The organism is Ammonifex thiophilus (genome assembly GCF_003368535.1).
Classification (GTDB): Bacteria; Bacillota; Desulfotomaculia; order Desulfotomaculales; family Ammonificaceae; genus Ammonifex; species Ammonifex thiophilus.
This window is the reverse complement of record NZ_QSLN01000010.1, coordinates 52,109-67,170: the sequence shown is the minus strand read 5'-3', so window position 1 is coordinate 67,170 and position 15,062 is coordinate 52,109. Positions and strand designations below refer to the sequence as shown.

Sequence of the window (15,062 nt, the reverse complement as noted above, 5' to 3'; positions counted from 1 at the left end):
GCGAGGTCCGGTAACATCATTAACCAGAGCCCTCAAAGCTTTGAGCCGGAACATCGATCTTCTCTGGTAGTTCGTCCTGGTCCGGGGATGGTGGGGCTCGAGACTCCTACAGTAGGTTGACACGATCAGACGAGATAGCACTAGTTGACGGCGGTTTTACAGACATGCTATAATGGCGCCAAAAGATAGGCTTGGGGCCTACCTGCAGGCTGACAGTGCGCCTCCTCGCTCGCCGCTAGCGGATTCGCTGCCGGGAGATCGAGAGCGGCTTTAGGGGCGGGCGGTAAGCCCGCCTTTAATTAGTGATTTAAGGGTATAGACCGGGGGTGGAGAGGTTATCGTTAAAGAGCACCGCATAAACGAAGAGATTCGGGCCCGCGAGGTACGGCTCATCGACACCGACGGCACGCAGATAGGGATTGTTCCTTTAAGCGAGGCCTTGCGCATAGCTGAGGAACGGGGCTTGGATCTGGTAGAAGTGGCGCCGCAGGCGCGGCCGCCGGTCTGTAAGATAATGGACTACGGTAAGTACAAGTACGAGATGAGTAAGAGGGACCGGGAGGCCCGCAAAAAGCAGCGCCTGGTGACGGTGAAGGAAGTCAAGCTCCGCCCCAACATTGAGGAGCACGACTTCCAGGTCAAAGCGCGCAACGTTATCCGCTTTCTCGAGGACGGGGATAAGGTCAAGGTAACCATCATGTTCCGCGGGCGAGAGATAATCCACCCCCAGTTGGGTGAGCGCCTGCTGGAGCGCTTGAAGGAAGAAGTGGCGGCAGTGGGCGTAGTGGAGAGGGCTCCCAAGCTGGAAGGGCGCAATATGGTTATGATACTGGCTCCCAAGCCGGGACACGGGAAGAAAGAGGAGAAGGAAGAAGCGGCGGAGGAGTAGGGAAGGAGGTTCCGATTTAGCTTTGCCGAAGGTAAAAACGCACCGAGGGGCGGCCAAGCGTTTTAAGAAAACGGGCAGGGGCAAGATAGTGGCCTACTGTCGCTCGGGCAAGAGCCACCTGTTGGAGAAGAAGACCAGCCGGCGGAAGCGGCGTCTTCGCCACAAGAAGGTTCTTAAGCCCGGTGATGCCGCGCAGATCAGGCGTCTGATTCCTTACTTATAAGGCAACTCGAGGAGGTTTGACGTAAATGCCGCGGGTAAAAACGAGTGTGGCCAGTCGCCGTCGCCGCAAGAAAATTCTCAAGATGGCCAAGGGCTACTGGGGCGCGCGGTCTAAGCTTTACCGCATAGCCAAGCAGCAGGTAATGAAGTCTCTGATGTACGCCTACCGGGATCGGCGGGCGCGCAAGCGCGACTTCCGGCGCCTTTGGATCATCCGCATAAATGCCGCCGCCCGCGAGGCCGGGCTCACTTACAACCGCTTCATAAACGGCCTCAAGAAGGCGGGGGTGGAGCTCGACCGGAAGGTCCTGGCCGATCTGGCGGTGCGCGACCGCGAGGCCTTTGGGCGTCTGGTGGAGCTGGCCAAAGCCCAGCTCGGCTAAAGCTTTACCGGGCGTCTTTGCTTTCAAAGAGGGAGCATGGTGTAAAGCTTGGCACCATGCTTTAAAATTTCTTGAGGGATCTTTATGCTTACCGTTCTGGGGAAGCACAATCCGCGGGTGAAGGCCCTCTTGCGGCTGGCGCAGAAGAAGGGCCGGGAGAAAACGGGGGAGTTCTTGGTCGAAGGACCGCATCTGGTGGCAGAGGCGCTGCGCTACGGGAAGGTAAAAGCCCTCTACTTGACCCCCGAGTTTGCTTCCTCCCCGGAGGGGGAGGAACTCATCCGGGCAGCAGAAGCAAGAAAAGTCGAGATCTTCGGTCTACCCCCCCAGCTTCTGGCCCGGGCGGCCGCCACCGCCACCCCGCAGGGAGTGCTGGCCGTGGTGGAGATACCTTCTACCCCCCTCTCTTCCCTTCTGCAGGCAGAGCTCCCTCTGCTGGTGGTGGTTGACGGTCTGCAAGACCCGGGCAACCTGGGGGCCATAGTGCGCACAGCTCAGGCGGTGGCAGCCACAGGGGTGGTAGCGCTTAAAGACTCGGTCGACCCTTTCCATCCCCGCGCGGTTCGAGCTACGGCTGGGGCTATCTTCCGGTTACCGGTGGTGAAGGGTCCTTCGGCGGAGGAGCTTCTTCCCCTCCTGCGGGAAGCGGGAATAGAGCTCGTAATGGCCGATCCCCACGGAGGGGTTCCCTTTTACGCCCACTCCTTTCTTGCTCCCACGGCACTGATTATCGGTAGCGAGGGGAGGGGGCCGGGGCCGGTGTGGTCTGCCCATGCCCACCGCGTTCACATCCCCATGCCCGGAGGAACGGAATCGCTCAACGCCGCCATAGCTGCCGCCCTGCTTCTTTACGAGGCGGCGCGGCAGCGATACCGGTGGCGTTGATTTCCGCTGCCGGGGTGTGCTATAATCCAAGCAGGTGAAAGCTTCCCCCGCGAAAGGTTGTGAGCCTATGGTCTGGACCGCCGAGCTTTTTTGGAAGCTCTTTGAGGTCACCGGTTCCATTCGGGCTTACATCCTTTACCGGAGACTGAAGCTGCACTGAGGCGGTCGGCAGCCTTCGCGGAAGAGAGGACCTTACCCAGCCTTGCCAAAGCCCTTGGCTTGTATTATCCTGGGCACAAGGGCTTTTGTTTTTCTAAACACCCTTGGGAGGGAAGATGGGGTGAAAAGGTGCTGGAAGAGCTAGAGGCACTGCTTGAAGAGGCCAAGGGAGCCGTGGCCGGTGCGGAGGACCTGGCCAAGCTGGAGGCGGTCAGGGTCCGTTTTCTGGGTAGAAAAGGAGAACTTACCAGCATCCTGCGCCGGGTAAGCCAGCTCCCTCCCGAAGAGCGCCCGGTGATAGGCCGGAGGGCCAACGCCGTTAAGGAGGAGCTCGAAAGGTTACTGGAGCGGCGGGAGGAGGAGCTCAAAGCGCAAGCCCTGGCCGAGCGCCTCAAAGCGGAAGCGGTGGACGTCACCCTTCCCGGCCGCGCCGTTCCCCTGGGACACTACCACCCGCTGACCCTGGTGCTGGAGGAGATCGAAAGAATCTTTCTCGGCTTAGGTTTCAGCGTGGTGGAGGGCCCGGAGGTGGAACTCGACTGGTACAATTTCGAGGCCTTGAACATCCCCAAAGACCACCCGGCCCGCGACATGCAGGACACCTTTTTCATTACCGACGAGGTGTTGCTGCGCACCCATACCTCTCCCGTCCAGGTGCGGGTTCTGGAAAAGCTGGCCCCCCGCCTGCCCGTTAGAGTAATCGCGCCGGGGAAAGTCTACCGCCGCGACGACGACGCTACCCACTCCCCCATGTTCCACCAAGTAGAGGGTCTGGCGGTGGACAAAAAGATACGCTTCAGCGACCTCAAAGGAGTCTTGCTGACCTTTGCCCAAGAGATGTTCGGTCCCGACACCCGCCTGCGCTTCCGTCCCAGCTACTTCCCCTTCACCGAGCCGAGCGCGGAGGTGGACATATCCTGCGTGATCTGCGGCGGCAGGGGTTGCCGGGTGTGCAAGGACACCGGCTGGATAGAAATTTTGGGAGCGGGTATGGTGCACCCCCACGTGCTTTCCGTTTCCGGGTACGATCCTTCCGAGTGCCGGGGTTTTGCTTTTGGCCTGGGAATCGAGCGCATCGCCATGCTGAAGTACGGCATTAACGATCTGCGCCTCTTCTTCACCAACGACTGGCGCTTCCTATCTCAGTTTTAAGGGGGTTGGGCAGGAAAAGTGCGGGTACCTTTGAGCTGGCTTAGGGAGTTCATTCCCGCGGACTTGGACGAGCCCCAGGCCCTGGCCGAGCGGCTGACGGCGGTGGGGGTGGCGGTGGACACGGTGGAGCCCTTCGGGGTAGGCATTGAAGGGGTGGTTACCGCCCGGCTGCTGGAGGTCTCCCCCCATCCCAACGCCGACCGTCTGCGGATCTGTCTGGCCGACACCGGTAGCGGAGTTTACGAGGTCGTGACCGGAGCGGAGAACGTCTTTCCAGGAGCGGTGGTGCCCCTGGCCCTGGTGGGAGCGCGACTGGCCAACGGCCAGGTGATAAAGAAGGCCCGTTTCCGCGGGGTAACCTCCAACGGTATGCTCTGTTCGGAAGAGGAGCTGGGCCTGGAAGAGCGCTCGGCGGGGATAATGATCCTCCCCCCGGACACCCCTATAGGGGAGGACGTCCGCAAACTTTTGGGCTTGCCGGACTGGGTACTGAACCTCGACCTTACCCCCAACCGGGGTGACTGCCTCTCCATTTACGGGGTGGCCCGGGAAGTGGCCTCCCTCTACGGCGTGGAGCTGAAGGAGCCGCTGGTGCTTGAGAAGGGAGAAGCGGGGGAAGAGGAAATAGAGGTAGAGATCGAGGCCCCGGAGCTCTGCGGCCGCTACCTGGCCCGCCTCTTCAAGGAAGTGAAGATAGGGCCTTCTCCTTTGTGGATGCAGACGCGCCTGCGGGCGGCTGGCATGCGCCCCATAAACAACGTGGTGGACGTGACCAACTACGTGATGCTGGAACTGGGACAGCCTCTGCACGCCTTCGACTACACCACCATCAGGGGCAAGCGCATCGTGGTGCGCCGGGCCCGGCCGGGAGAGGAGTTGGTGCTGCTTGACGGCTCGCTTCTGCGGCTGGGGCCGGAAAACCTGGTCATCGCCGACGCCGAGCGGGCGGTGGCCTTGGCCGGCGTCATGGGTGGCCGGGATACGGAGATCAGAGAAGACACCACCACCGTGCTCCTGGAAGCAGCCCGTTTCGATCCCCTGAACGTAAGGCGCACGGCCAAGAGCTTTGGACTACGCACCGAGGCTTCCCTGCGCTTCGAACGAGGGGTGGACATAGAGGGGGTGCGGCGGGCGGCCGACCGCGCCGCCTACCTGTTGGAGAAGATAGGAGCGGGGCGGGTACTCTCCCTGGTAGTGGACCGGTATGTGGCTGGACCCCCCCGCCGGACGATCCTGATCCGGCCAGAGAAAGTAGAGGCCATCCTGGGGACTTCCTTCCCCTACCGGGAGGTGGCCGACAAGCTCAGGCGCCTAGGCTTTCGGCTGGAGGAGCTGGAGGAGGGCTGGAGAGTTTATGTTCCCTCCTTCCGGCACGATGTGGCGCTGGAAGAAGACATGGTGGAGGAAATAGCCCGGGTGTACGGCTACGACCGGATCCCCACCACTCTGCCGGAAGGGGAGACCACGCCGGGGAAGCAGCCGGCGGAGCGGATGTTCGTACGCCGGCTGAAGTCCTTACTCACGGGTTTCGGCCTGAGTGAGGTCATTACCTACAGCTTCATCAATCCCCGGGACCTTCAGCGGCTGGGGGTGGGAGTGGAAGCTCTAAAGCTCCGTAACCCTTTGAGCGAGGAGCAAGCGGTTCTCCGCACCACCCTTCTGCCCGGCCTTGTGGGGGTGCTGGCCCGCAACGCGTCCCACCGCGTGAGAGGCCTGAGCATTTTCGAGGTGGGCCGGGTGTTCCTGCCGGGCGGTAACGCTCTGCCGGAAGAGAAGATGATGCTGGGCCTGGCGGCCATGGGTACCTCTCCCCGCCACTGGCTTACCCCCTCGCCCGTCCCTTACGACTTCTTTTACCTCAAAGGGGTGGTGGAAGCCCTCTGCCGGGCTCTGGGAATAAAGGGAGTTTCCTTCGTCCCCCTTGACTCCCATCCGGCTCTGCATCCGGGACGGGCAGCCCGGCTGGAGGTGGGAGGGCAGGAGCTGGGTCTTCTGGGGGAGTTGCACCCGCGCCTACAGGAGGAGTATGATCTTCCCACCCAGGCGGTGGTGGCCGAGCTGGCGGTGACGGCGCTTTTCGCCCAGGCCCAACCTCCTGCTTTCCGGCCCCTGCCCCGCTACCCTGGGGTGGCGCGCGACCTGTCTTTCGTGGTGCGGCAGGAGGTCCCGGTGGCGGTGGTGGAGGCCAAAATAAAGGAGGCGGCGGGGAGGCTGCTCAAGGAACTCGAGCTTTTCGACGTTTACGTGGGACCGCACCTTCCTCCTGGTACCCGCAGCCTGGCCTTTGGTCTCTTCTTCCAGGCGGAGGACCGTACCCTTACCGAGGAAGAGGTTAACGAGCGAGTGGAAAAGATAGTTAGGCGCTTGCGGGAGGATCTAGGGGCCGAGTTACGGGGGTAAGGAATGAGCGAGAAAAACCGCGTAGAGGTGGAGATTGCCGGCGAGCCCTATGTCCTGGTGAGCGAAGAGCCGGTGGAGCACGTCCAGAAGGTGGCGCAGTTGGTGCACGAGAAGATAAGGGAAATGCGGCGCCGCAACCCCCGTTTGCCCCTTAACCGGGCGGTGATCCTGGCCGCCCTTAACATAGCCAACGAATATTTGAAGCTGAAAGAGAGTTACGATAGTCTCGTGCGGATGATTGAGAAAGAAGGGGGGCAGTAACCAGGGTGAAGCTAGGAGAGATCTACGCCTTGGCCGTGGAGATGGGGATGGAGCACGATCCCCGAGGGAAGGAAGCGGTTAAAGCTTTGCTTGAGTGGGAGAAAAAGAAATACGAGGAAATGAAGGAAGAAGAGCGGGAGGGTTACGACCAGGAGCGGCTGCGCAACCCCTACAACGACACCCGCATCCTCTACGGCGATCCCGAGCGCGAGGTCAAAGTGGCGCTGGTAGGGATCGATGTAGAGACGGCTGAGATCTTGCTGGCCGACCGGCTGCGGGAGAGGGGCAAGCCTGTGGATCTGGTCATCGCTCATCATCCCGAAGGAAGGGCTTTGGCCGATCTTTTCGAGGTGATGCACCTGCAGGAGAACGTACTGGCCCGCTTCGGGGTGCCCATCAACGTGGCGGAAGGAATCTTGGCTTCCCGCATAAGCGAGGTTAAGCGGGGGCTCATGCCCCTCAACCACTTCCGCCCCGTGGACGCGGCGCGGCTTCTGGATATCCCCTTCATGTGCGTGCACACGGCGGCGGACAACCTAGTGACCTCCTACCTCCAGCGCCTTTTCGACGAAAAAAAGCCTGAACGCGTCTCCGACGTCCTGCGTATTCTTAGGGAAATTCCGGAGTACCGGATTGCCCTTACGCAGGGGGCCGGTCCTACGGTGGTGGTAGGGGATAAGGAGAAACGGGCCGGCAAGGTGATGGTAGATATGACCGGCGGCACCAGCGGCTCGCCCGATGCCTACGAGAAGATGGCCCAGGCGGGAGTAGGCACGGTGGTCGCCATGCACATCAAGGAAGAGCACCGCAAGGAAGCGGAGAAACACCACATCAACGTGGTCATCGCTGGGCACATGGCCAGCGACTCCCTGGGCATGAACCTCTTCCTCGACGAACTGGCCCGGCGGGGGGTAGAGATCATCCCCTTTTCCGGACTCATCCGCGTGGCCCGAGTCTGAAGGTGCGGCTTCCCGAGTTACTGGCCCCCGCCGGGTGCTGGGAGGCCCTGGTGGCAGCAGTGCAGAACGGGGCCGATGCCGTCTACCTGGGCGGTAAGGTCTTCAACGCCCGCCGCCAGGCCCCCAACTTCGGCGAGGAGGAACTGAAGAAGGCCATCGCCTACGCTCATGCCTGGGGAGTCAAGGTCTACGTAACGGTCAACACCCTGGTAACAGAAGAAGAGCTGGAGGAGGCGGCGTCTTTTCTGCGCTTCCTTTACGAAGCGGGGGCAGACGCCGTCATCATCCAGGATCCCGGGCTTCTTCGTCTGGCCCGCCAGACAATCCCGGAACTGGAGCTGCACGCCAGCACCCAGATGACCATACACAATTCGGCCTCGGCCCGGTGGCTTAAGGAGCACGGGGTGAAGAGGGTGATCCTGGCCCGGGAGTGCACCTTGGAGGAGATTGCCCGCATCAAGGCCGCGAGCGACCTGGAAGTGGAGGTCTTTGTGCATGGAGCTCTGTGCTTCTGCTACTCCGGGCAGTGCCTCTTCTCCAGCCTGGTGGGTGGGCGCAGCGGCAACCGGGGGCTATGCGCCCAGCCCTGCCGCCTCCCTTACGTTCTGACCGATGAAAAAGGGCGTCCTCTACCGGTTCCGGAAGAGGTGGGCCCCTACCTTCTTTCCCCCCGGGATCTCAACCTGAGCTCTTACCTCCCCTCCCTGGTGGCGGCGGGGGTGGACGGCCTCAAGATAGAGGGAAGGCTCAAGCGCCCGGAGTACGTGGCTGTGGTGGTGCGCATCTACCGCCAGCTGCTCGACCGGCTGGGCGAAGGACGCTTCGAGGTGAAGCCGGAGGAGGCGCTGGCGCTGGCTCAGATCTTCAACCGGGACTTTACCCCCGGCTACCTTTGGGGGCGTCCCGGCCGGGACCTAATGAGCTATCACCGCCCCAACAACCGGGGAGTCTATCTCGGGCGGGTGCTGGCCTACGACCGGCGCTCGCGCCGGGCGCAGGTGAAGCTAGCGGCTCCTTTGCGCCTGGGTGACGGGATAGAGTTCTGGGTGTCGCGCGGCGGCAGGGTAGGGCAGACGGTCACCTCTCTTTTCCGCCACGGGGAGCGGGTGGAGGCGGCCGCGGCGGGAGAGGTGGTGGAGCTGCCGGTAGAAGAGCGGGTATCAGAGGGGGACCGGGTTTTCAAGACCGCCGACGTCCTTCTTCTTTCCGAGGCCCGGGCCAGCTACCAGCGGCCGCCCCGCCCCCGGGTGCCGCTGGAATTTAATTTCACCGCCCGCGTGGGGGAGCCGGCCCGCCTGGAGGCGCGCGACGACCGGGGACATGAAATCGTAGTCTTCTCCCAGGCTAAGGGTGAGAAAGCTACCACCCAGCCCCTTTCCTGGGAGACGGTGCGAGAAAAGCTGGGGAGGCTGGGCAACACCCCCTTCTTCCTCTCTCGCCTGGAGGGGGAGTTGGAGGAAGGGGTGTTCTTGCCCGTAAGCGAACTTAACGAGCTAAGGCGGCGGGCGGTGGAAGAAATCCTCTCCCGGCGCTGCTCTCTTCCCCGCCCTCTGGAGGAGAAAACTTTTCAGGAGCGCTGGCGCAAAAGCCAGGAGTTTCCTGCCAAAGAAGCCCGTCCCCCTCTTCCTTACCTGGCCGTGAGTTGTGGGGACGAGGAGGCGGTGCGGGCGGCGTTGGCGGCGGGGGCGGACCGCATCTACTTCGGTGGGGAAGGCTTTCGCTTCCGCGGCCGTCCCTCCGTTACTCCGGAGGCGGTGGCCAAGGTGCTGCGCCTGGTGCGGGAGGCAGGTGCCTCCCTTTTCCTCCTCACTCCCCGCATAACCAAGGACGGGGAGGAGAAAGAGGTCTGGGCCTACCTGGAGAGGGGGAAAGAGGCGGACGGGGTGGTAGCCGGCAACTTGGGCTGGTTTTACCAGCTCAAAAGCTGGGGCTTCAAGGTGTGGGTGGACTGGTACCTCCACCCTTTTAACCGTCAGGCCCTGATCCTGTGGGCCGAGGAGGGAGCGGAGGGGGTCACCCTCTCGCCCGAACTCAACCTGCAGCAGGTGAAGAAACTGGCGGAAAGCGCCCCTTTGCCGCTGGAGGTCCTGGTACATGGCCGGCTGCCGGTCATGGTCTCGGAGCACTGCGTGGTGGGGAGCGTGCTGGGCGGGATGGGTTTGAAAAGGCCCTGTTCCATCCCCTGTCTGGGGAGGCGCTTCGCCCTGCGCGACCGCCTAGGGCTTCTCTTTCCCCTATACCCCGACTATAACTGCCGCACCCACTTGTTCAACAGCCAGGAGCTGGTCATGCTGGCCCACCTGCCTCAGCTTTTGGCGGCCGGAGTGGCGGGCCTGCGCCTGGAGATGCGCACGGCCGAGGCCGAGGAGGTGTATAGGGTCACTGCCGCCTACCGGAGGGTGCTGGACGCCTGCCTTTCCGGGAAGCCGGTGGCGGCGGAAGAGCAAGAGGAAGCCCTCTTGGGCAAGAAGGAGTTTACCCGGGGGCATTATTTCCGCGGGGTGGTCTGACTTTGGACGCTAAAACACTTGAGCTATTGGACTTTCCCGCCATACGCCAGATGCTCCGCCGGCACACCACCACCTCCTTAGCCGGGGAGTGGGCGGAAAAATTGAGGCCCACTTGTTCCTTGGCCCGGGTTAAGCGGCGGCTGGAGGAGACGAAGGCGGCGCAGGAGTTCTTACGCCACCACCCCGGCTTCACCCTGGGGGAGCTGGGGGACCTCCGCCCGCTTCTCAGGCGGGTGGCCAGGGGTGGTCGGCTTTCGGCGGCCGAACTCTGGCAGGTGGCGGAGCTTTTGAGTCTGAGCCGCCGGGTAAAGGACTTCTTCCGGGAAAAGACCTCCTTTCCTCTCCTGAGGGAACTTTCCCGGAAGCTGGCTTCTCTTCCTTCCTTAGAAGAAAAGCTGCGCGAGGTGCTTCTGCCTCCCGATGATCTTAAAACGACCGCTTCTCCTCTCTTGGCCCAGATACGCCGGCGCCGGCGGGAGGTGGAGGCGGCCATAAAGGGAGCTCTGGAAGAATACCTCCGCTCCCCCAACTGGCAGCGTTACCTCCAGGAGCCGCTGGTTACCGTGCGGGAGGGGCGCTACGTCCTTCCCGTGAAGGTGGAACACCGGGACAAGATAAAGGGTCTGGTGCACGATCAATCGGCCAGCGGGGCTACCCTCTTCATCGAGCCCTGGGAAGTGGTGGAGAAGGGGAACGAGCTCAGGCGCCTCGAAGTCGAGGAACGGGAAGAGAAGGAGCGCATCCTAGGCGAGCTTTCCTCTTTAGTGCGGCAGGAAGTGGCTCCCATTTACCGGAGCTTTGTTTTCCTTAGCCTGCTCGATTTCATCCTGGCCAAGGGGCGGCTGGCAGAGGAGTGGGAGGCGGTAACCCCCCGACTGGAGGACCGGCCCGTGCTGCGGCTGAAGCAGGTACGCCATCCCCTCCTGGGCCGGCGGGCGGTGCCTCTGGACCTGGAGCTGGGCGATAAGTTCGACATCTTGGTGATCACCGGGCCCAACACCGGGGGCAAAACGGTGGCCCTTAAGACCGCGGGCTTAAGCGTTCTCTTGACCCAGGCTGGTCTGGGGGTGCCGGCCGAAGCCGCGGAGATAGGCCTTTTCCGGCGGGTCTTGGCCGACATCGGGGACGAGCAGAGCGTGGTGGAAAACCTTAGCACCTTTTCGGCCCACCTCCGCAACCTCGCCCGCTTCCTGGCCGAGGCCGACGAGGAGAGCTTGGTGTTGCTGGACGAACTCGGGGCGGGGACCGACCCCCGGGAGGGAGCCGCTTTGGGCTGCGCCATCCTGGAGGAACTGGCCCGGCGCCGGGTGAAAGTGGTGGTCACTACCCACCTTGGCGAAATTAAAGATTTCGCCCTGCTCCACCCGCGGGTGGAGAACGCCGCGGTCGATTTCGACCCCGAGACCTTCACCCCTACCTACCGTCTGGTGCTGGGACGACCGGGGCAGTCCTTAGCCTTTGAAATGGCCCGGCGCTTAGGACTCAGCCCCGAGTTGGTGGCGCGGGCTAAAGAGTTTTTGCGCCCGGAGGAGAGGGAGGCGCGGGAACTCGCCACCCTGCTCACCCGCAGGTTGGCCGAGGCGGAAAAAGAGCGGGAGGAGGCGCGCCGCCTGAAAAGGGAGGCCGAAGCCCTGGCCGAGCGCTACCGTCTGATCGAGGCTCGGCTCAAAGAAGAGAGGAAGAAGATCCTTCAGCGGGCGCGGGAGGAGGCGGCGGCGCTGGTGAGACAGGCCCGGCGAGAAGCGGAGACCTTGCTCCAAGAGCTCAAGGAGCAAATACGTAAAGAGCAGGCGCAGGAGCGGGAAAGGGCGGTGCAGAAGCTGCGCGAGCGGTTGGGGGCGCTGGGGGAGCGCTACGCTTCTCCCCTTATTTCCGTACCCCTTTCTTCCGCCCCCGCCTCCTTTGCTCCCGGGGATCCGGTCTTCGTTCCCTCTTTGGGGCGGGAGGGGATGGTAGTGGCCGTGGAAGGAGATTCTTTGACGGTGCAGGTGGGAGCTTTTAAACTGGAGCTCCCGGCGGCAGCCGTGCGACCGGTGGCCAAGAGAGAAAGCCTGAGAGGTGTTGTGGTTTCTGCCCCTTCCGCCCGGGCCCGGCCGGTGCTCGACCTGCGGGGTCAGCGGGTGGAGGAGGCGCTGGAGAACCTCTCCCGCCACCTGGACGCGGCGCTCCTGGCCGGGCTGGAGCGGGTGACCGTCATCCACGGGCACGGAACCGGGGCCTTGCGGGCTGCGGTACGCGACTACCTTTCCCGCCACCCCCAGGTGAAGTCTTTCCGCCTCGGCACCCCGGAGGAAGGTGGGGCGGGGGTGACCGTGGTGGAGCTGGCTTAAAAGCAAATCTTTTCCGGGAGGGAGCGTTTTGCGGGCGCAAGAAGAATGCTACGATTGCCTTAGACGGCTGGTGGAGATGGCGGCCCAGCTGGCTGCGCCGGAGGGGGAACTGAGGGAAAAAGCCCGCGCGGAAGGAAAGGCCGTCTTGCAAGCCGAATTCTCTCTGGACAAGGTCCCTACCACCATCGCTACCTTGACCCAGCGGGTGATAAAGGAGGTTACCGGCAACCCCGATCCCTTCCGCCCGGTAAAAGAGCGGGAGATGGCCATGGCGCAGGAACTCTTCTCCTGCCTGCATTTAGAGGAGAACCATCCGGCTTCCCTCTTCCGCCTGGCGGTCCTGGGTAATTCCTTGGACTTCTTCAGGGACTTAGAGGTGGTGCGGGCGGAACTCGAGCGGCCGGTGCATTTCGTCATAGACGAGACGGGGCTCTTCCTCGAAAGGCTTAAAAAGGCACGCCTCGTGCTCTACCTGGCCGACAACGCGGGGGAGGCTTACTTTGACCTGCCCCTCTTCCGCTACCTGGCGGCGCGGGTCGAAGAAGCCTACTACGTGGTGAAAGAGAAGCCGATCCAGAACGACCTTACTCTGGCCGATCTGGAAAGGGAGAGTCTGGTGGAAGCTTTTGGGCGGGTGGTGACCACCGGCACCGACTCGCCCGGGCTGGACTTGGAAGCGGCTTCGCCCGCCTTTCTTGAGCTTTTCCGCCGGGCGGACCTCATCCTGGCCAAGGGGATGGGGAATTACGAGACCCTTTCGGAAAAGTCCGATTCCCGAGTCTTTCACCTCCTCAAGGCCAAGTGTGGCCCAGTGGCCAGGAGCTGGGGGGTAGAAGTGGGGAGTTTCATCGCGGCCTTCGGCCGCGTTTAAGCGACTTAAAGGAGGAGGGAGTTGTGCAGCCGCTACTGGTGCTGGAAGACTTGAGCGTGGCCGTGGGGGAGCGTCTAGTGCTCCGGGACATAAACCTGGTGATCAATCCAGGGGAGACGCACGTGCTTTTCGGCCCTAACGGCTCGGGCAAGACCACTCTTTTGGGGACCATCATGGGCTTTTCCCGCTACCGGGTGGTGAAGGGGCGCATCCTTTTCCGGGGCGAGGACATCACCTCCCTACCCGTGGACCAAAGGGCCGTCAAGGGTATAGGGCTGGCCTTTCAGCGGCCTCCGTCGCTGCGCGGGGTTTTGCTCCGGGATTTGGTGCGTCGGCTGAAACAGGACGGGGTGGCGCTGGAGCGCATGGCGGAGGAGCTCAAGCTCTCCGAGTTCCTGGACCGGGAAGTGAACTATGGCTTTTCCGGTGGGGAACTCAAGCGCTCCGAGCTTTTGCAGCTCCTGGCCCAGAACCCCAGCCTGGTAATGCTGGACGAGCCCGAGTCGGGGGTCGATGTAGAGAACATGGCACTCATCGGGAAGGTGGTCAACTACCTTTTAGAGAAGGAACCAGCTCCCTGGGATCCCCGCTCGCTGCGGGAGGTGCGGCGCAGCCGGACCAAGGGGGGCTTGATCATCACCCACACGGGCTACATTCTCAACTACGTGGAGGCAGACGTGGGGCACGTCCTCTTCCAGGGCAAGCTCTGCTGCAGTGGCAACCCCCGCGAGCTCTTCAGTTGCATCCAGAAGGTGGGGTACACCGAGTGCATACGCTGCATGAACCTCAACGGGGGGTGTTTCTGTGTCTAAAGAACTGACTTCTTCTTTAGACCTCGCTTCCCTGCCGCCGGAGGAAAAGGAATGCCTTTTGCGCGTGGGCATCGAGCTCAGCGGTGAAGGAAGGGGTGGGACCTACCTGCAGTTCGATCAGGAAGTGTTCCAGTATCAGAGCTGGCAGGAAGGGCTGGAGGTATTGAGCCTGGCGCAAGCGCGCCGGCTTTATCCCTGGGTGGAGGATTACCTGGGGCGTCTTTTGCCGGAAGCGAGACCTGAAGATCCGGAGGCTCGAGGTTACTTCGTCCGGGTGCTTCCCGGGGTGGAAGTGCATCACCCGGTTCAAAGCAGCCTTTTCATCGCGCGGGAGGGCACGCGGCAGGAAGTACACAACCTGGTAATCGTGGAGGAAGGGGCTTCGCTAAAGCTCATAACCGGCTGCGCTTCCGGGGCCTGCGTGCGCCGCGGGCAGCACATAGGTATAACCGAGACCTTTATTAAGCGGGGAGGCAAGCTCACCTTCACCATGATCCACCGGTGGGGAGAAGAAGTGGAAAGCACGCCCCAGGGAGCAGTGTGGGTGGAAGAAGGGGGAACTTACATTTATAACTACATCTGTCTGAGCGGGGCCAAGAAGCTGGTAACCAACCCCAGCACCTACCTGGCCGGGGCGGGGGCGGTGGTTCGCTCCCAGTCCATCTTGCTCGCTCCACCGGGAACGAGCATGGACGTGGGCTCCCGTGTTTACCTGCGGGCATCGGACACCAAGGCGGAACTCATCTCCCGGGCCATCACCACTGGCGGGGAGATCGTTTCCCGGGGCCTTCTGGTGGGCGAGGTGGCCGGGGTGCGGGGGCATCTGGAGTGCCACGGGCTGATGCTCACCCCCCAGGGTCGGATCCTGGCCGTTCCGGAGCTGGAGGCCCGCACGGCCAACGTGGAGCTTTCCCATGAGGCGGCGGTAGGGAAGGTGGCCGAGGAGGCGGTGGAGTACCTGATGGCGCGGGGGCTGGACGAGGAGGAGGCGCTGGCCGTCATCGTGCGCGGCTTCCTCAACGTACGCATCGAGGGTCTGCCGCCGGCCTTGCAGGAAGAAATAGACAGGATAATTAAGGTTTCCGCTGCCGGTGTCTGATGGCCGACAAGCAATGTTAATTTGGGAACAAGCTCTTTTTTGGCCCTTAAAGCCTTGACACCTTTTCTGAGCCAAACTTAAAATATCCTTAATCAAGGCTTTAACTTGACTTTAAGATGGGGGTGGTAGG

At 62.4% G+C, this 15,062-nt stretch carries 14 protein-coding genes; all 14 read left to right on the top strand.

From position 1 onward, the window contains the following. Window positions 1-337 precede the first annotated feature (337 nt). Window positions 338-889, top strand: a complete 552-nt coding sequence (gene infC, locus DXX99_RS07675) for a translation initiation factor IF-3 (RefSeq protein WP_115792915.1) — start codon at window positions 338-340, stop codon at window positions 887-889. Window positions 890-911: 22 nt separating this feature from the next. Then, on the top strand, window positions 912-1,112 hold the full coding sequence (gene rpmI / locus DXX99_RS07670) for a 50S ribosomal protein L35 (RefSeq protein ID WP_115792914.1): 201 nt from the start codon (window positions 912-914) through the stop codon (window positions 1,110-1,112). 25 nt (window positions 1,113-1,137) lie between these two features. Beyond that, complete coding sequence (gene rplT, locus DXX99_RS07665; protein WP_115792913.1) at window positions 1,138-1,494, top strand: 50S ribosomal protein L20; 357 nt, start codon at window positions 1,138-1,140, stop codon at window positions 1,492-1,494. Window positions 1,495-1,578: 84 nt separating this feature from the next. Beyond that, the gene (locus DXX99_RS07660) at window positions 1,579-2,379 is read left to right on the top strand and encodes a TrmH family RNA methyltransferase (protein ID WP_115792912.1); all 801 of its coding nucleotides are present in this window, start codon (window positions 1,579-1,581) and stop codon (window positions 2,377-2,379) included. 67 nt (window positions 2,380-2,446) lie between these two features. Further along, window positions 2,447-2,539, top strand: coding sequence for a YqzL family protein (locus DXX99_RS12140; RefSeq protein ID WP_115792911.1), 93 nt, complete (start codon window positions 2,447-2,449; stop codon window positions 2,537-2,539). 131 nt (window positions 2,540-2,670) lie between these two features. Beyond that, on the top strand, window positions 2,671-3,690 hold the full coding sequence (gene pheS, locus DXX99_RS07650; protein ID WP_205664669.1) for a phenylalanine--tRNA ligase subunit alpha: 1,020 nt from the start codon (window positions 2,671-2,673) through the stop codon (window positions 3,688-3,690). A gap of 18 nt (window positions 3,691-3,708) precedes the next feature. Continuing rightward, complete coding sequence (gene pheT, locus DXX99_RS07645; protein WP_115792910.1) at window positions 3,709-6,090, top strand: phenylalanine--tRNA ligase subunit beta; 2,382 nt, start codon at window positions 3,709-3,711, stop codon at window positions 6,088-6,090. A 3-nt stretch (window positions 6,091-6,093) separates the two neighbouring features. Next, window positions 6,094-6,351: a cell division protein ZapA gene (locus DXX99_RS07640; protein WP_115792909.1), complete on the top strand. Its 258-nt coding sequence runs from the start codon at window positions 6,094-6,096 to the stop codon at window positions 6,349-6,351. Between the two features lie 5 nt (window positions 6,352-6,356). Continuing rightward, window positions 6,357-7,310, top strand: coding sequence for an NGG1p interacting factor NIF3 (locus DXX99_RS07635; protein WP_115792908.1), 954 nt, complete (start codon window positions 6,357-6,359; stop codon window positions 7,308-7,310). Between the two features lie 50 nt (window positions 7,311-7,360). Continuing rightward, window positions 7,361-9,820 (top strand): U32 family peptidase, encoded by a 2,460-nt coding sequence (locus tag DXX99_RS07630; RefSeq protein ID WP_205664668.1) that lies wholly within the window; start codon window positions 7,361-7,363, stop codon window positions 9,818-9,820. 2 nt (window positions 9,821-9,822) lie between these two features. After that, the gene (locus tag DXX99_RS07625; protein ID WP_115792906.1) at window positions 9,823-12,150 is read left to right on the top strand and encodes an endonuclease MutS2; all 2,328 of its coding nucleotides are present in this window, start codon (window positions 9,823-9,825) and stop codon (window positions 12,148-12,150) included. Between the two features lie 28 nt (window positions 12,151-12,178). Continuing rightward, window positions 12,179-13,021: a damage-control phosphatase ARMT1 family protein gene (locus DXX99_RS07620; RefSeq protein ID WP_115792905.1), complete on the top strand. Its 843-nt coding sequence runs from the start codon at window positions 12,179-12,181 to the stop codon at window positions 13,019-13,021. 23 nt (window positions 13,022-13,044) lie between these two features. Continuing rightward, window positions 13,045-13,833 carry an ABC transporter ATP-binding protein gene (locus DXX99_RS07615; protein ID WP_115792904.1) on the top strand — a complete coding sequence of 263 codons (789 nt, stop codon included), beginning with the start codon at window positions 13,045-13,047 and terminating at the stop codon, window positions 13,831-13,833. Further along, complete coding sequence (locus DXX99_RS07610; protein ID WP_115792903.1) at window positions 13,826-14,932, top strand: SufB/SufD family protein; 1,107 nt, start codon at window positions 13,826-13,828, stop codon at window positions 14,930-14,932. Before DXX99_RS07615 ends, DXX99_RS07610 begins: the two co-directional genes overlap by 8 nt. Window positions 14,933-15,062: the final 130 nt, after the last annotated feature.

Coding starts and splice junctions, on each gene's coding strand:
- rplT (WP_115792913.1), top strand. CDS start 1,138: ATGCCGCGGGTAAAAACGAGTGTGGCCAGTCGCCGTCGCCGCAAGAAA.
- DXX99_RS07660 (WP_115792912.1), top strand. CDS start 1,579: ATGCTTACCGTTCTGGGGAAGCACAATCCGCGGGTGAAGGCCCTCTTG.
- DXX99_RS12140 (WP_115792911.1), top strand. CDS start 2,447: ATGGTCTGGACCGCCGAGCTTTTTTGGAAGCTCTTTGAGGTCACCGGT.
- DXX99_RS07640 (WP_115792909.1), top strand. CDS start 6,094: ATGAGCGAGAAAAACCGCGTAGAGGTGGAGATTGCCGGCGAGCCCTAT.